At 41.5% G+C, this 25,652-nt stretch carries 17 protein-coding genes; 7 read left to right on the forward strand and 10 right to left on the reverse strand.

The features are described 5' to 3' along the window. Positions 1-204 precede the first annotated feature (204 nt). From H5181_RS12850 to H5181_RS12875, 6 genes are all read right to left on the reverse strand, one after another. Positions 205-549, reverse strand: coding sequence for a four helix bundle protein (locus H5181_RS12850; protein ID WP_182751213.1), 345 nt, complete (start codon positions 547-549; stop codon positions 205-207). A 328-nt stretch (positions 550-877) separates the two neighbouring features. After that, a complete protein-coding gene (locus tag H5181_RS12855; RefSeq protein ID WP_182751214.1) occupies positions 878-2,365 on the reverse strand; it encodes an MBL fold metallo-hydrolase RNA specificity domain-containing protein in 1,488 nt (495 codons plus the stop codon). A 917-nt stretch (positions 2,366-3,282) separates the two neighbouring features. Beyond that, a complete protein-coding gene (locus H5181_RS12860; protein ID WP_102037560.1) occupies positions 3,283-4,197 on the reverse strand; it encodes a pseudouridine-5'-phosphate glycosidase in 915 nt (304 codons plus the stop codon). Next, on the reverse strand, positions 4,191-5,303 hold the full coding sequence (locus H5181_RS12865; RefSeq protein WP_259397047.1) for a PfkB family carbohydrate kinase: 1,113 nt from the start codon (positions 5,301-5,303) through the stop codon (positions 4,191-4,193). Before H5181_RS12865 ends, H5181_RS12860 begins: the two co-directional genes overlap by 7 nt. A 565-nt stretch (positions 5,304-5,868) precedes the next feature. Next, on the reverse strand, positions 5,869-6,090 hold the full coding sequence (locus tag H5181_RS12870) for a DUF2375 family protein (RefSeq protein WP_182751215.1): 222 nt from the start codon (positions 6,088-6,090) through the stop codon (positions 5,869-5,871). Positions 6,091-6,314: 224 nt separating this feature from the next. Continuing rightward, on the reverse strand, positions 6,315-6,704 hold the full coding sequence (locus tag H5181_RS12875) for a Cd(II)/Pb(II)-responsive transcriptional regulator (RefSeq protein WP_011638267.1): 390 nt from the start codon (positions 6,702-6,704) through the stop codon (positions 6,315-6,317). A 76-nt stretch (positions 6,705-6,780) separates the two neighbouring features. On the opposite strand from H5181_RS12875, the gene H5181_RS12880 reads away from it, so the two are divergent. Continuing rightward, the gene (locus H5181_RS12880; protein ID WP_182751216.1) at positions 6,781-8,862 is read left to right on the forward strand and encodes a TonB-dependent siderophore receptor; all 2,082 of its coding nucleotides are present in this window, start codon (positions 6,781-6,783) and stop codon (positions 8,860-8,862) included. Positions 8,863-9,121: 259 nt separating this feature from the next. Next, positions 9,122-11,590: a S9 family peptidase gene (locus H5181_RS12885; RefSeq protein ID WP_182751217.1), complete on the forward strand. Its 2,469-nt coding sequence runs from the start codon at positions 9,122-9,124 to the stop codon at positions 11,588-11,590. A gap of 440 nt (positions 11,591-12,030) precedes the next feature. Here the strand turns inward: H5181_RS12885 and H5181_RS12890 are convergent, their stop codons facing one another. Beyond that, complete coding sequence (locus H5181_RS12890; RefSeq protein WP_011638264.1) at positions 12,031-12,597, reverse strand: TetR/AcrR family transcriptional regulator; 567 nt, start codon at positions 12,595-12,597, stop codon at positions 12,031-12,033. Between the two features lie 127 nt (positions 12,598-12,724). On the opposite strand from H5181_RS12890, the gene H5181_RS12895 reads away from it, so the two are divergent. The 4 genes from H5181_RS12895 (at position 12,725) to H5181_RS12910 (ending at position 20,727) form a co-directional block, all read left to right on the forward strand. Continuing rightward, the gene (locus H5181_RS12895) at positions 12,725-13,369 is read left to right on the forward strand and encodes a peroxiredoxin-like family protein (RefSeq protein ID WP_011638263.1); all 645 of its coding nucleotides are present in this window, start codon (positions 12,725-12,727) and stop codon (positions 13,367-13,369) included. A gap of 11 nt (positions 13,370-13,380) precedes the next feature. Beyond that, positions 13,381-14,523, forward strand: coding sequence for an L-dopachrome tautomerase-related protein (locus tag H5181_RS12900; RefSeq protein ID WP_182751218.1), 1,143 nt, complete (start codon positions 13,381-13,383; stop codon positions 14,521-14,523). A gap of 363 nt (positions 14,524-14,886) precedes the next feature. Then, positions 14,887-19,776, forward strand: coding sequence for a PAS domain S-box protein (locus H5181_RS12905; RefSeq protein WP_404948507.1), 4,890 nt, complete (start codon positions 14,887-14,889; stop codon positions 19,774-19,776). Between the two features lie 3 nt (positions 19,777-19,779). Then, entirely contained in the window at positions 19,780-20,727 is a 948-nt protein-coding gene (locus H5181_RS12910) for a diguanylate cyclase (RefSeq protein WP_182751220.1), read from the forward strand. A 197-nt stretch (positions 20,728-20,924) separates the two neighbouring features. Here the strand turns inward: H5181_RS12910 and H5181_RS12915 are convergent, their stop codons facing one another. Continuing rightward, the gene (locus H5181_RS12915) at positions 20,925-21,893 is read right to left on the reverse strand and encodes a DUF3187 family protein (protein WP_182751221.1); all 969 of its coding nucleotides are present in this window, start codon (positions 21,891-21,893) and stop codon (positions 20,925-20,927) included. A 785-nt stretch (positions 21,894-22,678) separates the two neighbouring features. Here H5181_RS12915 and H5181_RS12920 point away from each other — a divergent pair. Further along, positions 22,679-23,020 (forward strand): hypothetical protein, encoded by a 342-nt coding sequence (locus H5181_RS12920; RefSeq protein ID WP_102036493.1) that lies wholly within the window; start codon positions 22,679-22,681, stop codon positions 23,018-23,020. 42 nt (positions 23,021-23,062) lie between these two features. Here H5181_RS12920 and H5181_RS12925 read toward each other — a convergent pair whose 3' ends face one another. Beyond that, complete coding sequence (locus H5181_RS12925; protein ID WP_041413136.1) at positions 23,063-23,374, reverse strand: EscU/YscU/HrcU family type III secretion system export apparatus switch protein; 312 nt, start codon at positions 23,372-23,374, stop codon at positions 23,063-23,065. 11 nt (positions 23,375-23,385) lie between these two features. Further along, positions 23,386-25,536 (reverse strand): flagellar hook-length control protein FliK, encoded by a 2,151-nt coding sequence (locus H5181_RS12930; RefSeq protein WP_182751222.1) that lies wholly within the window; start codon positions 25,534-25,536, stop codon positions 23,386-23,388. Between the last annotated feature and the right edge of the window lie 116 nt (positions 25,537-25,652).

A 25,652-nucleotide genomic window follows, 5' to 3' on the forward strand; every position in this document is an offset into this window, starting at 1 on the left:
CTGAGATGATGACAAGCGTGTTAAGGCTGAGATGATAGCAAGCGTGTTGAGGCTGAGATGATGGCAAGCGTGTTAAGGCTGAGACGATAATAAGCTTTGTCTTTTTTTGTCATTATTTCGCTTGTCATCGATTGTTAACGTTCTTCACCGCTGGTTACCTCTTTTATCGCTTTATATCGTTTGTCATCGATTTTACCTCTTTTATTATCTATTTTTTATTTTATGAATTAATCCAGCGAGCATTGCTGATATTTTGTTTGCTTGCTGTAATTGTTGTTCAACAAACTCAGGGTCCAAATAGTTAATGTCTCTTCCAATCATTAATTGAGTCATTAATTCTGCTAATGAACCTCTAGCAATGTACATAAACTGAATTTGTTCTTTGTTACTTTGCCTTTCAATACCTTCTGCAATATTTGATGGAACAGATAAGCCTGAACGTGTTATCTGATCTTTATATCCCCAATCTCGAAGATCTTTGGTCTGATGATAAATAGCACAAGATAGTTGATAACTCAGCTGCCAAACCTCTAAGTTTTTAAATTTCATTTCATCCTCCTCTATATACCCGACCACAACCGCTATTTATCAATTGTCATCGATTGTTATCGTTCTTCATCGCTAGTTACCTATCTTTTTCTGCTCGCCACCGATTGTTATCGTCCTTCACCGCTAGTCAACTCTCTTTTTTCAGCTCGCTACCGCCCGTCACCGCTTGTTACCGCTTGCCATCTATCTTTATCATTCTTTAACTCTTTTTTGCCCGTCACCGCCTGTTACCGCTTGCCTTCTATCTTTATCATTCTTTACCTCTTTTTTACCCGCTACCGCCCGCTACCGCCCGTTACCGCTTGTTACCGCTCACCATCTCTCTTTATCACTCCTTACCGATAACGATTTCTGCCTCTGGCAGCATTTTTCTATATTCCTTTGCTAGCGCTTGTTTGGCTTCATTGTCGCCGTGGACGATTCTAATGTGGCTGGGCTTGTGGTGCATGCGTTTGACGAAGTTGATGAGGTTGTGTTGGTCGGCGTGGGCGGAGTAACCGCTGATGGTGTGGATGGCGGCTTTGATATCAACTTTTTCTTCGTTGATGTAAACGTATCCGCCTTGTGGGCCGTAGGTTTGTATGTCGCGGCCGGTAGTGCCTCTGGCTTGATAGCCGACAAATAGAACGTCTGTAGTGGGTTTTGATAAAAAGCGGGCGAGGTAGTTGCTTATCCGCCCGCCGGTGCACATGCCGGATGCGGCGATGATAATGGCGGGTTTGTGGGTTGAGTCGAGGTAGTTAATTACTGAAAGATGGTCCTGGTGGCTGTCTATGGTGATGAGTTGGTTGAAGTCGAGTGGGTGGCGTCCCTGGGCTAGTTTACCTTTGGCTTCGTTGTCCCAGAGTGTTTTGAACTGACGATACTTTTGGGTGAAGTTAGCTGCCATGGGGGAGTCGACGATAATGTCGATGTTTTGCCATACTGGGTTGTGTTTATTGCGATGAATGATGTGTTCGAATTCGTATAATAGCTCTTGGGTTCTGCCGATGCTAAATGCAGGAATGAGTACCACGCCATTATCCTTTACGGCGCTTTCGATGATACTTTTGAGTTGCTTGCTGCGCTCTTTACGACCTTGATGGTTTTTATCACCGTAGGTGGATTCAATGACTAAGGTATCTGCTCTATACGGGCTTTTGGGGCTAGCAAGTAACGGCGCGTAGGTTGCGCCTAAATCACCCGAAAAAACCACTCTATGGCTACCGTTTGGGCCGCTTAAGTCTATTTCAACATAGGCAGAACCGAGTATGTGGCCGGCAGGTTTAAATTTAAGTTTCGCGCTGGCATATATTGCGGCTGTCGGTTCAGTTTCGATTGAAGCGCTATTTGAATTTGTTGTCGTTGTTGCCGGAGGGTTGATTGGTAGCGTTATCCACTGGCCGTAATCGACTGGAACAAGCAGTTTTTTAAGTCTATTAACGCAAGCTTGAATGAGTTTTTTATCGCGAGTGACACCCACTTTTAAGGCGTCTTCTATTACCAGTGGTAATAGTGCTGCTGTAGCGGTTGTGGCATAAATAGGCTGATTGAATCCTGCAGCCAGTAAGTAGGGAATTCGCCCTACGTGGTCTATATGACAATGGGTAATAATGAGCGCTTTGATATTACTAATGTCAAAGGTGATTTGTAGCTGTTCTGCTGAACTTTTTCCGGCAGTTTCTGCCCCTTGAAATAAACCACAATCGATAAGATAACTGCTGATGTTGTTGCCGTTTCCGTGGTCATGACTGTTGTTATTATTGTAATTATTCACATCCAGTTGATGACATGATCCTGTTACACCGTTTACCGCTCCATGGTGGATGATTTGCATGTTAGTCCTTTAATTGTATTTAGCGTTAATTGTATTCAGTACGGTTAGTTAACTTAGCAGTGGTTTTGTGATTTTGCTAGGATCTGGGATCTAGGCCGCTACGCGGATAGTGCGCAGTGCTTCTAGGGCGGACTGCGTCCTGCTAAGGACAGCTTTGCTGCTGAGGAAATAGATAGTGAGCGGGAACAGACAGAATAAGCGGTAGCGATCGAGGAAATAGATAGCAAGCGGTAACAAGCGATATCGAGCGGTAACAGACGATAGCAAGTGGTAGCAGGCGAATAAGCGATAACAAGCGGTAGCGAGCGAGGAAATAGATAACAAGCGGTAGCAGGCGAATAAGCGATAACAAGCGGTAACAAACGATAGCGAGTGAGGAAATAGATAACAAGCGATAGCAGGCGATATCGAGCGGTAACAGACGATAACAAGCGGTAGCAGGCGAATAATAGATAACAAGCGATGAAAGAGATTAAAAGCGATATCAAGCGAACTAGATTCTAGCGGTTAGGCTTGTTATCGCTTTTTAACGCATCGTGGAGCCGCGACTCTGGAGTTAAATCCTTTAAATACAGCGTTTTATTGTTGCCAGTCGAGTGCTGGAATACTTAAGGTTCAGCCTATGAAGTAACCTTAGGGTTAATAATGGTGATGTATACTGGGGCACTACCAAGCACCAGGTAAGGTTGTTAGTACCGAATTCATGATTCAGTCTGGATACTGCTTAGAATGAACTGAGATATCATAAGACTAGTCTTACTGCACAATGAAGGGGCTAGATTTATTTTCATCAACATTAAACTCAATACTATGAATATATAATGAGGTTATGTCAGAAATAAAGTTGCCGATCAACTTAAGTGATCGGCATGAGTACATTATGAATTCTTTTATTGTTACTAGTCAGCTAACAATGATTATTGGCAGAACTCGCAGGCAATTTTTGAGGCTAGTTTGGCATTATTAAATACCAACTCGATATTGGCCACTAAGCTGCTCCCTGCCGTTTTTTCTGCTACTTTTGACAATAAGAAAGGGGTTGAGGCTTTACCCGAGATACCTTTTTCATTCATCTCGGCTACCGCATCTTTAATCACCTGATCGATCATTGTTTTATCTAGTGCATATTGTTCAGGGATTGGATTAGCAATAACCATGCCGCCTTTTAATCCCATTTGCCACTTAGCCGTCATCGCAGCAGCGATTTGCTTAGGTTCATCGAGACGATAGTCAACATGAAAATCGCTTTCGCGGGTGTAAAAGGCAGGTAGCATATCGGTTTGATAACCGATAACAGGCACACCTTGGGTTTCTAAGTATTCTAACGTTAAACCAATATCCAAAATTGATTTAGCTCCAGCACAGACCACTGCTACGTCAGTATTAGCCAATTCTTGCAAGTCGGCTGAGATATCAAATGTTTGTTGTGCCCCACGATGCACACCACCGATGCCACCAGTTGCAAACACTTTAATACCAGCCATCGCGGCCAAAATCATGGTCGATGCTACAGTCGTCGCGCCATCCGCTTTTTGTGCCACAATAAAAGGAATGTCACGACGGCTAGTTTTAATTACTGCTTGACCAGCCTTACCTAAATACTCAATCTCTTCATGGGTCATCCCCACTTTGAGTCGCCCATTGAGGATTGCGATGGTTGCCGGTATTGCACCATTATCACGAATTATTTGTTCAACCTTAAGCGCTGTCTCTACATTTTGCGGATAAGGCATACCATGAGAAATAATAGTTGATTCTAATGCCACTACAGGTCGCTTGGCATCCAATGCTGCTTTGACTTCAGGGTTGATATCTAGGTACTGGCTTAACATAATGACTCCTTGATAACTTGATTGACTGATATTTCAGACATATTGGGATTAATCGTTGCGATATCGGATAAGGCCACTACCGCGGCGGCCATGGCAAACTCGGTCGATTTTCGAGTTGACCAATCTTGAATAAAACCATGGGCTAGACCAGCTAAAAAAGCATCGCCAGCGCCATTGGCATTAACCATAGAAACGGGAATTGCGGGGAGCAGGGCTTGTTCCTGCTTATCGCTGAAGAATACGCCATCAACGCCGAGGCTTAGAAAGATCCGTTCTACCCCTTGAGCATGAAACCAATTGGCTAACTCGGGCAGTTGGTCGTGATCTGTAATTGTGATCCCTGAGAGTTGTTCGGCTTCTTTAAGGTTGGGTTTTAGGGTATGAATGGCACTAAGATAGGGCTTTAATTTAATTGCCTTAGCACAAGAAACGGGATCGACGAACAATGGAATATCTGCGTAATTACTTAGAATGTAAGCTAATGAGGTTTGCGATAAATTAGCATCTACAACAATCACATTGGCTCGTTGCAGCATAGCTTGCTGAGACTTGAGTACATCAACACTAAGGCGTTCTAAAATCGCCATATCATTAATGGCCACGTGCATATCGCTTTCGCCATCTAACACCGACAAGTAGGTTGAGGTTACGCTATCAGGCAATTGCAAAGTGTGCTTCATATCGATGCCAGCCCGCTGACAATGTTCGATAATTTCTTGGCCGTAAGTATCTTTTCCTACAGCTGTGGTCAAGCGAGTATCGGTGCCTAATCGCGCTAAGTTTTCGGCAATATTGCGTCCTACACCGCCTGGTGAACAGCTGACGCTGCCGGGATTCGAATCACCCACCCTAAGCGAACCTGCTGGTCGGCCTAGTATGTCCATATTAGCTCCGCCGATCACAACGACATAAGGCGCTTCGGCCAAAATATAACCTTTACCGCGAATGATGCCTTTGTTGGTTAGATTCATAATATGTCCGGCGACAGCGGATCGGCTCATGCTTAATTTATCGGCCATATCTTGTTGCGGCATTAAGGGGTCTTGCTTGAGTAATGCTAAGATTTCTAACTCGCGTTCCGTCATATGAGTGATCTCACTATCCATTCAGCAAACAAATGTTTGCATACCAAACATTTGTTTAACGTAAGTGAGTTTTAAATAAAGTGCAACAAAAAAAATGATGAAATGTGATCAATGATTAACATCTAAATCAATTAATAAACAAAAAAGACTGACTCTTTTCACATGTATATGAGGCATAAACCGAAGATGATATCAGCCCGAATCGCAGTTATTCGATAATGACTTACAACTACCATTTACTAATATTTACTAATGGTAAGGTAGTTGACTAAGTGAAAGTTAATTAAACATTTAGCGAGAATGCTGCAAAGACTAGTACTTAGTATTCTGCTTTTGTCATGATTTATTTTGGGTGAGATTACTTTGGGTGAGATTACTAGAGGGATTAGATTAAGAGGGTAATCATACCGGACATCACACCTGGCATCATATCGGACATAATATCGCTTGCCGATCTGGGTCGAGTTTAACGGCATGTTTATGGAGAGATGGCTCTTAACCAGATAAAAGTGATTGTTTTCACGTCAAGCTTGTAAAGTGACTTCTATGCTGGTTAAGCCGTTTCTAGTAATGAATGATATGACCTTTAGGCAACGTCATTAAGCTCTGATGCCACTCGGTCACCAAGTGCATTCAACATTTCAACTTCACCTTTAAATACCGCCACGATGATTTTATCCACTTTGTAATCCGTTGGTATAATCACACGTCCGCTCACGCCCACTTCGAGATCGTATAACACTTCGGCTATGGGTTTGATGGCGAGTTCAGCTGGGTAGTAAAGTACTGTTATCGTCTGTGTTGTCATAATTGTATCCATACATTTTCTGGGTGCCCAGATGATCCTTTCTTATGTTAAATAATATACAAGCCTAGCGTTGTTATTATGATTTAACTCTCTTGCAAATGAGAGGATTAACCGTACCGAATACGCAACACCTAATGGGTCGGAATCATAGTCGTTTAGATGCATGCAGTAAAGCGCAATAAACCCTTATTCAACGATTAAAAAACAGTGGTTTTGGTTTTAGTCTAAGCCGATTTCAGCGTCTGTAAAATGCTGCAATCTTTTATCTGATGGCTTTTACAGCAGCTCGCGAGTGCGGCTAATGATTGTTCTAGTAATGCCAATTCTCGCTGAGTTTGTTGAATGCGAGCAAGTTGTTCGGCAATGATGTTGTCGACTAATGCGCACGACGATTTTGGATCTTGTTGTGTATCAACCAAACGCTTGATGTCATCGAGTCCGATGTTTAATTCTCTGCATCGTCTTATAAATACCAATGTCTCGATGTCTTTTTCTTGGTAATGACGATAGCCATTACTGGTACGGATTGGCGGAGAGAGTAAACCAATTTGCTCATAATATCGGATGGTTTTAACCGATACCTGGGCAATTGATGCCAATTCACTTATTTTCATATTGACCTTCCAGTGGCTGTAACCTTTAAGCTAAAGCATATCATTTTTCGATAATGTGTTGTTAAAAGGAAGTTGTATGTTGAGTTATTCCGCGGCGTCATTAATTTTGTCGCTAGGTGTTATTGGGGTGAGTGAAGCCAGTATGGTGGACGACTCGATAAATACGTCTGGGCAGAGTGCAAATTACAGTAAGAATGACAGTGATAGTCACAGTAAAAATCCTCAACATTCTGAGCATGATGACCCAAAAGCTGATGTGGATGAACACGAGCATGAACACGAAGAAGAAATGGAAACCATTGTCATACAAGCCACTCGTTCTGGGCGGATTGCCGATGAACAACCTATTCGAGTCGAGGTGATTAACCGCGAAGAGATTGAAGAAAAAGCAGCGATGAGACCGGGTAATATTTCTATGCTGGTGGCTGAAACGGGCGGTGTAAGATTACAAACAACTTCTCCGGCGTTAGGCAGTGCCAATATTCGCCTGCAAGGCTTGTATGGTCGTTATACCCAATTACTGGCCGATGGTTTACCGCTGTACGGTAATCAAGCAGGGTCGATTGGTTTGTTGCAAGTGCCGCCGACAGATTTAAGTCGCGTTGAAATTATTAAAGGTTCGGCGTCATCACTTTATGGTGGTTCAGCACTCGGTGGGGTGATTAACCTTGTGTCTCGAACGCCTGGCGATGAACTCAGTGGTGAAGTGTTGGTCAATGCAACCACGCGTGATGGTCAGGATGTGACCACCTATTTTGAGTCGCCATTGAGCGAGAATGTAAAAGGGTCGGTGACGGCAGGGGCTCATTATCAAGACAAGCAAGATATTGATAAAGACGGCTGGATCGATCTGGCAGGTTATGAGCGATACACAGTGCGTCCTCGATTATTTTGGGAAGGGCAAGAAGGGCAAACACTGTATGTGACTAGCGGGTTTATGACCGAGCAGCGCACTGGCGGTACTTTAGGTGATAACACGGTCGCTGATGGTACTTCGTTTGAGCAATCGCAGGATTCCGATAGGCTTGATGGCGGCCTAGTGTTTAGTATGCCGTTATTGGAGTCATTGACGTTTAATACACGCGCATCGGCGATGGTACAAGATCATGTGCATGTTTATGGTGCCGATATAGAAGAAGACCAACACGAGAGTTATTTACTTGAAAATAGCATCGCAGGTTATACCGATAACAGTGATTGGGTTGTTGGTTTAGCGTATCAGTCTGAAATCTTTGCCTCTGAGACTTTTCCTGATTTTGATTATTCTTATAAAGTGCCGGGTGCATTTGCTCAACTTGATTACGAGCTGACAGACCAAATCACCACCTCTTACAGTGCGCGCATTGATGAGCACAGTGAATATGGTACTCAATTTAGCCCAAGAGTGTCAGTGCTTTATCGCCCAAGTGACTTAACCATAAGAGGCTCTTATGGGGAGGGGTACTTTGCCCCTACACCGTTTGTTGAAGAGATTGAGGCCGCAGGATTATCAAGATTAGCGCCGATTGACAACTTACAAGAAGAGCGCGCTAAAACGGCATCGCTTGATGTGAGTTATACCTTTGATGATGTGGAAACGAGTTTGACCTTGTTTGGCTCGAATGTGGATAACGTCACGGGTTTAGAGGCTTTCTCTGTCAATAACGATGGCTCCTTAGACGCAGTTAGGTTAGTGAATGCATCTGGTGAAAGTCAGATCCGTGGTTCTGAAGTGTTACTGCGTTATTATTTGGGCGATGTAAAACTGACTGCAAGTTACTTGTATTTAGATGCAACTGAAGCTTCACCCGACGGGGACGGCAGAAGAGCCATTGCCTTAACACCACGTCATTCTGGTGGTTTTGTTGCTATGTGGGAGCAACATGGCAACTTTAGAGCTGGCTTTGAAGCTTATTATACCGGCACCCAAAACGTTAACGATAACCCTTATATTGATGAAACCAACCCTTATTGGCATCTTGGTTTAATGGGCGAAATTACTGTGGGCAGAGTCAGTTGGTTTATTAACTTAGAAAACTTACTCGATGTAAAACAAACCGATGAACATCCAATGTTACTGCCTAATAGAGCGCCTAGCGGTCAGTGGACTACCGATATCTGGTCACGTAACGATGGCTTTATTGCTAACGCAGGTATAAGAGTTAAATTTGGTCATTAATCGCGTTTTGCTCGTGTAAGTTGGCCCGCCACAAAACAGATAAACCGTCAGTCTAATACTGGCGGTTTCTATTTCATTTCAATTTTCACTGTATTGCTTCTTTAATTCACTTCCTCTCGTTAATTCACTTATCCTTGTTAATCAATGATTCGTATATATAAAGTCGACAATTATTGATACACAAAAAATATGCATTTATCGGTCAGTTTTGTCACACTTGCATAAAGAATCAATAAAAAAGCAACAATAAGGACAGGTAATGAAAACGTTTTCTCTGGTGTTAACCAGTTTAGCCATTGCAATATCAGGCATGGCACACGGCGCAGAAATTGACGCTAAGTACATTCAACGTATTGGCCCAGTAAATAAAGTCTCAGCAGCGCCATTATCGAAAAGTGCTCATGCCGATGCGCTGCGTGCTAATTTGGTTGCTCAGCTCAGCCAGGCTAATCACGCCAGTAAGGTGACGATATTTAATCAGCCACTGTCTTGGCAAGCTGCATCAACTAAGGTTGAAGGCGAGGGTTGGTTAGCCTATCAAGTGCCAATGTCGACAGATCGTTTTACCCAAGGCACATTAACCGTTAACGGGCTTGAAAATCCTCAAATGTATTTGAATGGGCAACTGCTTAAATCTGCCGATAAAGTTGAACTTGAACTGATAAATGGTGACTACCACCTTGTGGTATTGGCCGATGGCCAAGCACAAGATAGCGCATTTAGCCTTGATTGGCAGGGCAAAAGTGAAGTTGATAATCTCGACTTTACTGCACAAAAAACACAGCAAGTATCTGCGGAGCAGTTATTTGATTCAAAAGTGATCAGTGGCTTAACCCTGTCACCTAATGGCAAGTATTTATTGCAATCGACCATTGAATACCAAGCTAGCCAAGGTGATACGCCGATTCAAGTGACCGAGTTACGTAAATTATCAGACAACAGCGTGATGTACCGCTGGCAAGATAACCGCCCAAGCAGTGCGGTTTGGTCAAGCGACTCTTCACAACTCGTTTTTGTGGCTAACAAACAAATTCAATTATTCAATGTTGCTGATTTGAGCATTAACGTAGTCGCGACTGATATGGACAATGTGTCTGGTTTACAGTGGTTAGGTGACACGGTGTTATTTAGCTGGGAAAAGCCCTTTAAAGCCGATGAAAAAGCCACCTCTAAGCGTTTTCAAGCATTAGAAGACCGCTGGAGTTATTGGCGTAACAACAGTCAACTCTATCAAGTAGATGTTGCCTCGGGCTTTATCCGTCAACTGACAGACAACAACGTCAGCAGTTCTTTGTTAGACAGTAATGCAGATAAAGGCAAACTATTGTTAACGCGCTCGCCAGTGGATTATGCACAGCCAGCCCATGGAATAACGCAGCTTATTGAGCTGGCATTAGCTGATTTAAGCGAAACCATGATGGGTGAGTATCGCAGTTTTAATAGTGCACTATATGCTAATGACGGTATGTATATTACCGCTGGGCCGCGTTTTATGGACGGCACAGGAATACAAGATCCTAATATTGAAGTGAACGACTATGATGGTCAGTTATATTGGCGTGATGCTAAAGGCAATGTCAGTGCACTCAGTAAAGAATTTGATCCTTCCATAGGCAGCATCACCAAGCTTGAAAATGATGATTTAATTGTGACGGTAACCGAAGGCGACCGTGCACCTTTGTATTTATTTGATAAAAGCAAAAAACACTTTAATCGAATAGACACCGGTGTGGATATGATCGACGGCTTTAGTGTTGCCATTGAGCAATCTACACCCACATTAGTATTTGCAGGTACCTCTGCCACTGCGCCGCAAAAAGCCTATAAAATGAAGGTTAATTCAAGCCGTAAACAGTTGCTGTTTGATAGTCAACAACTTAGCTATGCCAACACGCGTTTAGGTAAAATTGAAGATTTTGATTTTACTAATACCCATGGGCATAACATTGATGGCCGTGTTTATTTACCTGCCGATTTTGATGCCAGTAAAAAGTATCCCGCATTAGTCTATTACTATGGAGGTACCTCACCTGTAGGGCGTCACTTTACCGGGCGTTGGCCATTTAATTTATGGGCAGCCCAAGGTTATGTTGTGTATGTTGTGCAACCAAACGGTGCTACCGGATATGGCCAAGCCTTTAGTGGTCGTCATGTTAATGCCTGGGGCAAGTACAGCGCTGACGATATTATTGAGGGTACTAAAGCCTTCTTAAATGCGTACCCATCAGTTGATGCTAAACGTGTGGGAAATATGGGTGCATCTTATGGTGGTTTCATGACCATGTATTTGGCTACAAAAACCGATATTTTTGCGGCGTCAATGTCGCATGCGGGGATCAGTAATTTATCGTCTTACTGGGGTCATGGCTGGTGGGGTTATGGTTATTCTGGCGTGGCGAGTCGCGGCAGTTTTCCGTGGAATAATCCAGAGCTCTATGTAGAACAAAGCCCGCTATACCATGCAGACAAAATTACCACGCCGTTATTACTTATTCACGGTAATGCAGACACCAACGTACCAGTAGGTGAAAGCCATTATATGTACACTGCACTTAAGCTATTAGGTAAAGAAGTGGAGTTGGTTGAGTTTAACGATCAAGACCATCACATCAATAGCCGCCAAGCCCGCTTTGATTGGTGGAATACCACTATGGCATGGTTCGACATGAAGTTAAAGGATGAGCCACAGTGGTGGAATAACCTCTACCCTGAGACAAAAGAAGAGTAGTGACTTAACCTCAACTTGGGATAATAAACGTTTATCAAACAGCCATTTGTCTCGCTGACTGTGTTGTTTTGGCTTGTAATTGGTTAGCTATTGACGCATCGATGCGCCTTGCTAGCAAAACAAATGACAAGTTTGATATTAAATAAGCCGAATATTGTCATTTTGCCTTACATATCCCACCTCTTAACCCGAGTTGAGGTTACTTAAGGTTAAACAGCCTCGCATTGCGAGGCTGTTTTTTTACGTGTGGGCAACGTGCGCAAAAGGACCTAATCAAAATGATGTGGTCATTGGAAAGTTTGACGTTGAGCGACCACTTACATAGGTAAACTGTTGCACCAAGATACCGCTGTTATCATCAATAACAACGAGGTTAAACTGTCCACATTCAGTCCGTGACAGCAGGGGGGAACTCTCAATATACTGGGTAACGTATAAGCTTAACACTCAACTTTTAGCCATGGCAGTAGCGCGTTGATAGTGTTGATTTGGGTTGCTGCTGATTCTGACTGATAGCCATAGATGCGGATACCGAATGTGACGGTCATCAGTTGAGCTGCATAGGCTTTAGCTGTTTCAGCCTCATATAATTGGCTCAGGTAATGTTGATATACATGCTCAATCTCAGTTAATTGTGATGAAGCAAATTTGTATAGCTCGTTACCTTGAGAGGCGAGTTCAAGTTGAGTTTTGATTAAGAAGCAACCGCAGTAATCACAAGACTTTGATTGCTCAACAATGTTGTCGAGGATCTGTCTAATACCTGCTTTGACATCGTCAGCCTGTTGCATTAGTTGATGAATAGCCTCAATCGAAAAGGTGGCATAGCGTGCTAAGGCTGCTTGGAATAAGCCTTCTTTACTATCGAATTCATAATATAAGCTACCTGGTTTTAATCCAGTGGCTTTAGTGATTTGCTGAATGCTTGATGCGGCATAGCCATTTTGCCAAAATAGGGTGATGACCTTATCTAATACGTCCGCTCGTTCAAAATTTTTCTTTGCCATGACATCGATCCTCAATCGTTACTGACGCTATAATAGCACTACTTGAATGATTGTTCAAAAACTGCTTGCGTTGTTGTTATGATTTGATTATCTTGAATGAATATTCAAGATAAAATGAGACGCTATTATGTCATTATCCACCCAGCTGACTGAAAAACGAGATGCCAACGCTGCCAATTTACCTCCTGAGGTATTGGCGATCATGTCGGATGCGACGTTAAACCTGAAGTTATCCGGCATTATCGATAGCGCACCTAAAGCGGGTGATAAACTGGCTGCGTTTTCTTTAACCAATCCATTGGGCGTTACCCGTCATTTATCCGAGTTGTTAGTTAATGGACCGGTTGTGGTGACATTTTATCGTGGTAGTTGGTGTCCATATTGTAATTTAGCGCTGCGCGCCTATCAGCAACATCTAGCTGAGTTTAAACAGTTAGGGGCAACGTTTGTGGCTATTACGCCTGAGTTGCCTGATATGTCACTTTCAACCGCAGAGAAAAATGAACTTGAATTTGATGTCTTGTCAGATGTGAATGCAGAGTATGCCAAAGCGCTTGGTTTAGTCTTTTCGTTACCCGATTCTATTCGTGATCTTTATAAGAAATTTGGTGTCGAAGTTGAGAAACATAATGGTGCGGATCAATTTAATTTTCCATTAGCGGCGACCTTTGTGGTTGCAAAAGACGGCACCATTGTGAAAGCATTTGTTGATGCTGATTATACTTACCGTCTTGATCCTGAAGATATCATTAGCTCATTAAAAGCGCTGTAGGGATCTAATTTATGATGTTTAAAAGTTTATTTGAATCTACAACCGCTATGGCATCTAGAATGAACATACTACCTAAAATAGTGTTGTTATCTAAAACGCGAGTGATTGCGTCTTTAGTGTTACTGAGTAGTTTATTTATCAGTACTGTATATGCTGCCGATTATTCAGTGTTCCGCGAGTTAGACAGCCAACATCCCCCTGGTAATGTGGCCGTGTCATCTACTGGGCGAGTTTTCATGAGTAATCATCATTTTTACAGTGTTGATTCGAGAATTGTCGAGCTTAAAAAAGATGGCGCTATCGTCGATTACCCTAATACAGAGTTCAATCAAAATCTTAATCCTGTTTTGGGCGTGGTGATTGATGAACAGGGCATTTTATGGATGCTTGAAACTGCTTCTACTGACGGTGTCGGGCGACTTATCGGTTGGGACACTCAACAAAACCGTTTATATAAAATGATTTCTTTAGCGGCACCAGTATTGCCGGATAATTCATTTTTGAATGATCTTGCGGTTGATAGGCAACATGAAACGGTATATATCTCCGATCCTGCTGGTGGCAGTAATGCGGCATTAATTGTGGTTGATTTAACGAGTGGCACAGCAAGACGAGTATTAGATGGCAGCGTTTATACCCGTCCTGAAAATGTTGATACGGTGATTAATGGCAATACTTTATCTATCGGTGGCCAGCCTATTCGTATTGGGGTTGATTCACTGACTATAGACCCTAATAACGAGTGGGTTTATTTTGGTGCATTAAGTGGTGAGAAGTTATATCGGGTGCACACTCAATATCTACTAGATGCTAAATTATCGGCCAATATGTTACGCAGCAAAGTGGAGTTTTATGCTAATAAGCCTGTCAGCGACGGCATAACCATTGATAATGGCGGCAACATTTATGTTACTGATATAAGCAATAATGCTGTCGGTTATATCGACACAGATCGTCAATATCATATTTTGCATCAAGATAGTGACAAGTTCAGTTGGTCTGACGGTTTTTCAACTACGGCCGATGGTAAGTTGTTAGTTACGGTGAATAAGTTACATCAGTCTCCAGCGGTTAATAACCAGCAAGACAAAAGTGATGGCCACTATTATATCATTCAGTTTGACGCATTAACCGAAACGACAGTTGGGCGTTAGAGCGGGATAGCTTGGAATTAGAAGCTAGATGACTAGAGCGCTACGCTGCTAGATGCTATAAAAGCACAAGCCTAGATGACTAGATTCTAGCTGACTCGGTTCTATAACATCTTAACAGCGCAGCTGTCCCTAGCAGAACGTAGTCCGTCCTAGAAGCGTAGCGCACTAAAACCTAGCGTCTAAGCTTTACAGCTCTGCTGTCCTTAGCAGGACGTAGTCCGCCCTAGAAGCGCAGCGCACTATCCGCGTAGCAGTCTAGATTCGTAATCAATTTCGGAAACACTATATTTTTCAATGTCTAGCTTGTAAAAAAAGCATTTGTCGTCCAAAGTTAATGTCTGTGACTCTTAACTAATGATAAAAATGACCAGACTATCTAGCTATAAAAATGCGCTTAAATTGGGTATTGGAGTATTTTCTTTTGGCTTAGTCATCAGTTTTATTACTGCTTTAAGTGTTAATAATCAAAATAACACCATCATTACTCAATCTCTTAAAACGGTGACAGAGCAAGTTGCTAACAATATTATCGATCGTATCGTATTGTATCAATATGGTTTGCGAGGTGCCAGAGGAGTTATTTATACCGTTGGTGAAGATAATATTTCTCGTGATTTTTTTAAAAAATATAGCTTAACTCGCGATTTTGAAAGTGAGTTCCCCGGTGCGCGAGGGTTTGGTTATATCCGCCGTGTACCAGCCAACGATGAAGCGAGTTTTGTTGCCAAAGCTAAACTTGATGATTGGCCCGATTTCAGTGTGCGTCAACTTACTCCTCATGATGATGAACGGTACGTGATTGACTATATCGAACCCATTGATCGTAATCTCGCCGCTGTCGGTTTAGATATTGCCTCTGAACAAAACCGCAAAAATGCCGCACAACAAGCATATTTAACGGGTGAGACACGCTTAACCGGTCCAATCACGTTAGTGCAGGCGACTGGTCATCCGTTACAAGCCTTTCTTATTTTAATGCCCATTTACCGTACTGGACTGACTCCAGCAACCCCGGCGTTAAGGGAGCAACAAGCTTTTGGTTGGAGTTATGCGCCACTCGTTGCCAATGAAGTTTTTGAACAGATTAATTTATCCCGTAAAACCACTAAACTATTGGTCAATGATGTGACCGATGCTCAAAATAATGTCATGTTTTATGAAACACATGTTGATGAGGTTAATCCATTAACATCTTTTGTTGTTACATTAGATCGAGAAATATTTGGACGTAAATGGCAAGTAACGTTAGTGGCTTATCCTGAATTTGTCAGCGGTTTACATTTAAGTTCACCGAAAATTGTATTTAGTTATGGTGCGATTGTGAGCTTGTTATTGGGTGGGCTTATTGGTTTTTACGGCTATGCATTAGGCCGTAAGCGTATCATTTTGGAAGATAATGAAAGACGAGCCAATATTTTAGAGCATTCGCTTGATGCGATTATTAGTTTTGACTGTGATGGTGTTATTACCAGTTGGAATGATGGTGCGGTAACAATGTTCGGTTACGAGAAACATGAGGTGATAGGCCTCAAGAAAACAACGTTTATTGTACCAAACGACGGCTATGATGCTGAAAATGAAAAATTTAATCAGGTACTAAGTGGTAAATCGTTACTAAATTTTGTTAGCCAACATAAACGAAAAGACAATGAATTACTGTCAACATCGATGACCTCATTGGCTATTTATAATGAGTTTGGCAAAATTATCGGCGTCAGTCAGACTATCCGAGATATTACAGTACAGCTAAATGCTGAAAAGCAAATTTTGAACATTAATGCCAGTCTTGAACGTAAAGTTACCGAACGTACTCAAGCGTTACAACAAGCCCTGTCAGAAAATAAAACCTTACTTGATAATATTAATCAGCAGCTGCTCTATTCTGAAACAGATAAAAATGGCGTTATTTTGGTGGTAAATGATAATTTTTGTCAAACATCAGGGTTCACTCGCGAGCAAATGATTGGTAAGAAACATTCTATTTTAAAATCCAATGAACATGATCGTGCCTTCTGGCAGCAGATGTGGCAAACCATTCATGCAGGCGAGACTTGGCATGATGAAATTTGTAACCGAGATAGACAGGGCAATATTAAATGGCTTGATACGGTAATTGCCCCAGTGATGGACGAAAACGGTAATCTTGTTCGCTGCATCGCATTGAGGATTGACATTACTGAACGTAAAAATACCCAGTTAGAAAAGAATAAACTCGCGTCTTTACTCACAAACGTGCTTGCCGCAGCAACAGAAATTGCGATTATTTCAACCGATAATGATGGCATTATTAACATTTTCAATCGTGGTGCAGAGTTGTTACTTGGTTATAAGGCTGAGGAGATTGTAGGTAAGCAAAGTCCTGCAATATGGCATCTACCTTCAGAGGTCCGCCAACGCAGTGAAGAGTTAACAGAGGAGTTTGGCGAAGATATTAGTACTTTTGATGTGTTTGTGTATAAGCCTAGAACACAAGGGCCTGAAACGCGTACCTGGACGTATATCCGTAAAGACTTATCTCAATGCCAAGTGTCGTTGTCGGTTTCGGCTATGCGCGATCAAATTGGAGAGATTGTAGGGTATTTAGGTGTTGCGGTGAATATCGATCAAATGCTCAAGCAACAAGAGGAGTTAGTGTCGGCCAGTAATCAACTGAGTAAAGCAGCCGAAGTTGCTGAGTTAGGTATTTGGAATTTAGATTTAGACACCGACGACTTACAATGGAACGATCGGATGTTTGCTATGTATGATTACCCAACAGCGCTTACAGAAAAGGGCTTAAATTACCAGCATTGGCAAAAACGGATTCATCCAGATGATATTGAAATGGCTGAACTCGCTCTACGACAAGCCATTGACTTGAATATTCCTTATGAACCGACTTTCAGGATCATTACCAGCTCGAATCAAATTCGCTACATTCATGCCGGGGCCCAAATTAGTTATGACAAAACAGGTAAACCTTTGCGCGTGGTTGGGATTAACCGTGACATTACAGAGCAACGCGAGTTAGAACAAACTTTGCGTTTAGCTAAACAAGCCGCAGATGCTGCGAGTGCGGCTAAATCAGCATTTTTAGCCAATATGAGTCATGAAATTCGTACTCCAATGAATGCGGTATTAGGCATGCTACAACTTATTCAGCATTCTGATATGAGCCGCCAACAAGCTGATTATGTCACTAAAGCGGAGATTGCTGCGAAGTCATTATTAGGGTTATTAAATGATATTCTAGACTTTTCGAAAATTGATGCTGGTAAGTTAGAACTTGATTTGCATCCGTTTCAACTCGAAACCTTAATGCGCGAATTAGCGGTGATGTTAGCGGCCAACGTACACAGTCAACATTTAGAAGTCATTTTTGATTTAGATCCTGCCATTCCGTACTTGCTTGAAGGCGATGAACTTCGTTTACGACAGGTGTTGTTAAATCTTGCGGGTAATGCGATTAAATTCACCTCTGAAGGTCATGTTATTGTTGGGGTACACTGTAATGAGTGTACTGCGAATCAAGTGAATTTAACTATTTCGATTACTGATTCTGGTATCGGAATTAGCCCTGAACAAAGCAGCAAAATTTTCCAAGGTTTTGTTCAAGCAGAGTCTTCAACGTCAAGACGATTCGGCGGTACAGGGTTGGGATTAGCTATCACTAAAAGTTTAGTTGAGTTGATGGGGGGAGAATTATCATTATCGAGCCATGTTGGTGAGGGAAGTCGTTTTTGGTTTGAGTTGACGTTTAATATTGTTGAAGTGAAGAATAACGATCTAGATATCGATTTACTGGGTAAGAATATTCTGATTGTTGATGACAGTAAAATGAGTCGTAAAATTTTATCCAAAACCTTAATGGCCCATGGTGCTTATGTTAATGAAGCTCATAATAGTAAACAGGCTATCAATCTTATAGAGCAAAGCTTAAATGCCAGCAGTCACTATGATGTAATTATTATGGATTGGCGCATGCCCGATATGAATGGCTTAGAAACCGCCAATCATATTCAAGCGATGTTTCCGGCAGGTAAGGCTCCAGCCATTATTATGCTGACGGCATATGGTGCAGAGGTGATGGAACAAACTAAACAATATCGCCAGCAACCTTTTGTGAGTATGTTAACCAAACCTGTTACTGCCAACTTAATGCTTGAGGCCGTTTACCGAGCCATAAATGGTTTAGTTCAGCCTGTGCAACCTAGAAAAATAACCCATTTAGTCTTAAAAGGTGTCAGGGTGTTGGTGGTTGAAGATAATCAGCTTAACCGCCAAGTTATTGATGAATTATTACGCCTACAAGGCGCGGTAGTGACATTGGCTAAAGACGGTATTGAGGGCGTTGATTGGGTTACTAAGTCAAATAATCAATTTGATATTGTCATTATGGACATGCAAATGCCAGTAATGGATGGACTTGAGGCTACGCGCCTTATTCGTGCCGATGGCCGATTTAATGATTTACCCATTTTAGCGATGACGGCTAATGCATCGCTTGCTGATAAAACATTATGCTTAGAGGCGGGTATGGATGAACATATCGGTAAACCGATAGACATGACTCTTTTATTACCTTGTATGCTTAGTCTATTGGGCCAAGATAATAGTGCTTATTATCATTCAACTATCAATAATTCACCTATTGCGTTACCAGAGATGCTTGATGATGGTGACGATGAAGCGATTATCGAAAACCCAGATTCTATTCTGCGTCGTTTTGGTGGTGAACTTGCATTTTTCATTGATGTGAAGCATCATTTTGCATCAGAAATGTCAGAACAATTATCATTACTTACTCAAGCGTTCGCACAAAATGATGACAATGTTATCTGTAGTATTGCTCATACGATTAAAGGTACTGCCAGTAATATTGGTGCTAAGCGACTCGCAGCTTTTGCTGCCACACTAGAGAAAAATATAAAGAATGCTGTTAATATCGATTCATTCGCTTGCTTAAGCCAAATGCAAGGTCAGATTAATGATAGCTTGCATATGTTAGATACTCTTTTTCCAGATGAAAGTGCAGTATTAACAACTAATGCGCTGGATAATAATGCAGTATTGCCGATACAAAGTATAGAACCCGATAAAATCAACCGATTAATGGAATTATTGGTTGAGCAAAATTTAGATGCCATTGAGTACCTTGAGCGCCTGTTAAGCGACGTGGTGCCAGATAAGCAGTGGTTAAGATTGAAAAATCAAGTGAGCCAACTTGAGTTCGTGGATGCTGTCGATACATTAACATCGATAATTAAGGAGTGATGCGTGTTCATAGATGAGTATATTTCTGGTGTCGCGCCAGTTAGAGGTAAAATACTATTAGTTGATGATCAAGTGGTGAACATCAAAATATTGCATCAGCTCTTGCAAGCGGATTATGACATTTATATGGCTCGCGATGGTCATCAAGCCATTGATATGTGTAAAAAAGTCAAACCAGATATCGTATTGTTAGATATTGAAATGCCAATGCTTAATGGATTTGATGTGTGTGCGCATTTGAAAAAAGACCCCGATACAGAAGATGTCGCCGTTATTTTTGTGTCTGGTCATTTTGATGAAGATAAAGAGGTTAAGGGATTTCAGTTAGGCGCGGTTGATTTTATTCATAAACCCATTAATCCCGTTATTACTAAAGCACGCATTAAAAATCAGATGATGGCTAAATCTCAAACTGATTTATTACGCTCTATTGCTTTGTTAGATGGATTAACAGGTGTGGCTAATCGGCGTAAGTTTGATCAAGTGCTACCCGTTACTTGGTTACAATGCGCACGTGAAAAACAGCCATTGACCATTATTTTATTGGATATCGATTTCTTTAAGCATTTTAATGACACCTACGGCCACACTGAGGGTGATACATGTTTACGTGTTGTTGCTCAGAAGATACAAGACACCGTTAACCGCCCTTATGACTTAGTTGCGCGTTATGGTGGTGAAGAGTTTATCTGTGTACTACCAAACACCGATTTAATTGGTGGCACTTATGTGGCTCAGCAAATTGTTGACAGTATAGTGTCATTGAAAATAGCCCATATAAACTCACCAATTTCTAAATTTGTTACTGTAAGTGCAGGGGTTTCAACTGTGGTGCCAATGTATGATATGCCCAATAAAATCTTAGTTGAAGCGGCAGATAAACAATTGTACTTAGCCAAAGACCGTGGCAGAAATAGAGTGCTAGGTTGTTTAGTTGAAGAAAATACCTAGGTAACTAGATCGCTGCGCTGCTAGATGCTATAAATGTATAGGCTTAGAGTCTGGATAACTAGAGGTGCTACGCACTGGAATCTAACTCGCTTGATATCGCTTTTCATCGCTTGCTATCCATTTTTTATTGTAACAACGCAGCAGTCCCTAGCAGGACGTAGTCCGCACTAGAAGCGTAGCGCACTAGAACCTAGGATCTAAAATTTATGCCGATAACCTAATACATAAGCTATATCAGCACTGTTATCCATGTTTAAAAAGTTCTCAACCATAGTGAATTCGATGGCGCTGCTATTGAAGTAATAGCGATAACCCAATAACGCTTCATTAGACGCCTCTGAGAAGTTCTCATCCCAACTTACCATGCCATCATAACGATGGTATTCAGCTAACCAACCGTGCCGACCGGTACGATATTCGTAACCCAGCCCCAACGTTAGGTAATGAGATTCGAAACTATTTTGCGATAGCGGCGCTTTATCGTGTAGGAAACTGATCCCTAGAGTAGAGTTCACATGGTGATTGCCATTGTGATAGCCGTAATTAATTTGCACGCTTTGCTGGAAGCTTTCATCAGCAAATGGGCCAGAATCAACAGACTTGTAGTACAGCGTGCCTCCAACCGAAATACCATGGTGTTCATTTTGCAGTAATTGATAACCTAAATATGCTGTAAATGCATTATTGAGAGTTTCACCATTAAAGTTTTCAATATCAATATCGTATTTTTCTGAACGCATTTGACTTTGGTGTTTAGCTTGCTGGTTACGACCATTTTGGTCAAATCCAAAAGCATCGTGGAACCACATTGTTAATGAATCTAAATGGTTGTCACCACTAAATTGCCAAGTGTAATTAGTATCAAACAGTAAATCCTCTGTAATTTGCCATTTTAAGCCGCTGCTAATCGCATTTTGGTAGTAATCAGCCAATAACTCATCGGATTCGGACCAGACGCTGGCAGCGTTGGCTGTGATATACCATTCCTTTTGACCTTGAGGTAATGAAAAACCAGAACGCAACAGTGGGCTAAGATTGAGAGATTGCATCGGTGATTGTGCATATACTTGTAAAGGTCCGTAATCATCAAAGCTGACTACTTGCGCTTGTGCAGGCAAGATGAAAGAAATACTCACAACGGATATCAGTTTAAGGTTGGTCTTCATTACAATTCCCTGAGTTTACTGTCCAGTTAATTTATCAGTGTATGCAAATTACAAAGATAAAATTAATACTCGTGTCAGCCAATATTTAGTCATTTTAATTGATAGGGCAGTGCGCATTATGATGGTATGAAAACATAATTTAAATATCCAAAAAGGAACACGTTATGACGTTCAGTTATATAACCACTCCTATGCTAACAACAGTATTCACTTTTTTAAAGATTAAGCCAGCCAATATCGCTGAATATTTGAGCTGCTATTGTGTTTGTAAGGTCTTGATTGTTATCTAATAGCAACATGTACATTTATTGTTGATTATAAATTTATACAACAGTGTTAATATTGGTTTGATATTTTAATCTATTACTTTGCTATAAATTCTAGTTGCTGTTCTCATGTTGCTGCTATATTTAGGTATTGTTTGTTTAGTGTGTTATTTGTGATGTTCAGTTATCGGTTTACACAGTGTTTTTTAGTTGTATTTTTTAAGCGTTATTTTCACCAAAATGTGTAATGGATACGCATTAATAAAATGGATTTGTAATGAAACAACTTTCTTCTCGATTTACTCAGTTATTGTTTTTCGACATTTTTTATATCCCCCATATATCCGCAATACTTTATCGATTAATTTGCTCTGCTGTAGCTTTTATTATTGTCATTTATGACATTGTTATTGATGATATGATTTTAAGTGAGATTGATTTTTTTGAGAGTATTTATATCACGATAGTTTTCTGCAGTATTAGCGTTTCAGTTCCTTACAGTCCGATACAGAGGTTGTGATGGATTTCATTTGGTTGTTAGGTTTACTAGCCATATATATTCCAATCCAAATGTGTATTGATGCGTATATTGTGTATCGAACTGACGTACAGCAAAAGGGTTGTGATTACCTGTTGGCATTTCTTCCGTTGCTGACGTTTGCCTATCCAGAACACTATTTGTATAGTTTTATCTCTTTAGTCCTCATTGTATTGTATGGGATATCGCTGCGTTATTATGCAGCATTTAATGACTGGCTTGATTTTGACCAAGACCGTTTGGCTGGATTGTGTCTCGGTGGACTGGGAGTCGGTGGCATAATGATAACAGCGAGCTTGATTTACCAATTTTTACAACATTAACATTAGATGATCTAGGTTTGACAATTTTGTAGCTGAAAGGAGTTAAGCTTGAGCGACAATTTTTTGATGAAGATTATCCCATTGTTCAGGGAACTTTCCATCCAACATATACACAAATGCAATCAATTCAGCGATTAATAGATACAACTCTTTCGGTACTTCATCACCTAATTCTAATAACTGCAAAAACTCACTTAAGTGTGGGTCCTGATGGATATGGATCCCCGCTTCCTTAGCGATTAATATCATCTCCTCGGCAACTAAGTCCTTACCAGTAGCAGTAATTTTTGGGGCACTTTTACCATCAAAACTGAGTGCGACTGCTTGCTGTATTTTTTTCGAGTCATCTTTCATCATGTTCTCTATTAAGCTCTTGTTTTGACTAAATAGTGATCGCCAGGTAATAACGTTGCTGGAATTTGGGCTAACTGCGTTGTGAGCTTACCTGGTGTAAAACCAATTTGAGTAATTTTATCTGACAGTGCTTGGTTAAAGCGTTCTACTTTTGCAAGTAGCATTTGATTGTTGCCTTTAAATTGGATATCAAGCACATCAGCTTGCTTATGAGCACAAATCAATAATGATCCTTGGGCTAAATTAAATTTGAGTTGTAGTTTCCATCCTGCTTTTTTATCTTTGTCTGAATCATTTTCTTGTTCAAATTTACCTTCAAATTGTTCATCGCGTTGGTTAATTGAATATGGTAGAGCAAAGTACCAAGTCATGGCTTGATTGGGATCGGTGCTTGCATGTTGATACAGCGCAATACTGTTAGCCAATTGTGCCAAAGAGTCTGCACCTCCTAGCTTATCTAATGCAGCTAATAGACCTGAATTCGCACTGAGTTTACTCAAGGTTCGTTGTTGCAACTGCGCAAGGTGCGCTTGAAGTTTATCGCTGATCCCTGAGCCTGTTGATTTTGTTTTTACCCCTAATAATAACTGGAATAAGGTTATGATAGCACTACCTGAAAACAGTGGTGAGGGTTGTGCGCTAGTTGAGTGACCTAGTTGGGTATGGGCAAGATTAAGCGCCGCTAAACTGTATAGCTCACTGCTGAGTAATGCCGGATCACTCAATGCACTTAATGGATGTGGGCTAATTTGTGGTAGATGCTTAAACAGTTCGCTGGCAAGATTATGTGGAATTTGTTGGCTTAACTGCTGTTTGATTGGCATCGCGCCTGCTTTTGATAACGCTTTATTCAGCACTTCTATTGGTGCAGGGTCACTGTCACTGTTCATTTTGTTTGATGCGTTGTTGTTTGATGCAGGGTTGTTTGGTGGATTGTTTTTTGCGCTATTGTCTATCGTAGAAGCGGTGTTTGCTTTGGGATTGTTTTGTTCCGCTACTGATTTAGTTGGTAATGCTGTTTGCTCTACAGTGTTGTTAACAGCGCTTTTGGCTAGATTGGCTTGCTGTTGTTCCATATTGCTGCCAGTTTTAGCGAGATTCGATTCTGCTGATAGTCCTGATGAGCTTTGCTGTTGTGTTGCCGGAGCCAAGATTTTTACTGCCGTACTGTCTTGGCCGACTTTGGCAGAAGACGATGTTAATTCATTAGGCGTTTTTTGTTGGGCATCGCTTCCTTTTACCGCATTATCAATGATTGGCAGTGGTGTAGACTCTAGCTTTTTTAGAAATTGACTGAGAATTTGTGCTGGTTCATTTTTAGTTATGATGATGTTTGCTGATTCAAGTGTCTGGGCCGCTTGAGGTGGTGCCGTAAGTTTCGTTAAATTAACGCTTATTTCTGCAATGACTGGCGTGAGCGCAAGTTGCAATTGCTGATGTTGTACTACGACCTTAGCTAGATATTGGCCTGAGTTTAACGCGGTATTGGGCGATAATTGAATGCTTGTGCCACCAGAAAAGGTCAATTTCCCTTGGTCTATTATTGCAGTTGGCAGAGGATAACCTTGAACTCTGGCTGCCAATGATGCGAGTTGTTGTGTTGAAACACCATTTTGTTTTGCTAGTTCCTCGAGACCTTGTGGTAAGGCAAGTTGAATAGGTTGTGCCAACAGCACTAATTGAGTCGCCACCGCTTGGGCGGGTGGTGTGGCAGTTGAACCTGCAGAAGCCGTTGGAATTGCAGGCGAGGTACTTTGGCTGTTGATGACTTCTGCTTGGGCTACGGGTAAATTTACGCTGGAAACGGCACGAGCCACAAGCTTAGCTTGATCGCTTGCTATAACGACTTGCGCTGTCTGTTGTAATAACTTTTGCAGTTCAGCGGTCTTGTTAAGTTGATACTGTTGATTTTCAATACTGATGTCGAGTTGTGCACTTGCTGGTGGTTGCACCACTTTTACAGGCAATAATACTGCTGCTAAATCTGATTTTGTGGTCGACGAGTTGGATACAACGGATTTTTCATTTGAGGTTTTTGCTGGCAAAGAAGTACTATCGGTTTGAGTTTGTTTACGCTCAGTCACTGCCTGCGGACTGACATCGACAGGTTTGATTGTGACGGTATTGACCGGTTTTTGAGGGAGCGTTGTTGGTACAGCCATAGAAATCCTATCAAACGAACATGTTTGTCTATTGAAATCAATCTACTTGTCAGTGAACAATATCAACTTCATTTACAATTTTTTGATTGATATTGTCAAATGGCACAGTATCCTTA

Source organism: Shewanella sp. SG44-2 (genome assembly GCF_014164215.1).
Taxonomy (GTDB): domain Bacteria; phylum Pseudomonadota; class Gammaproteobacteria; order Enterobacterales; family Shewanellaceae; genus Shewanella; species Shewanella frigidimarina.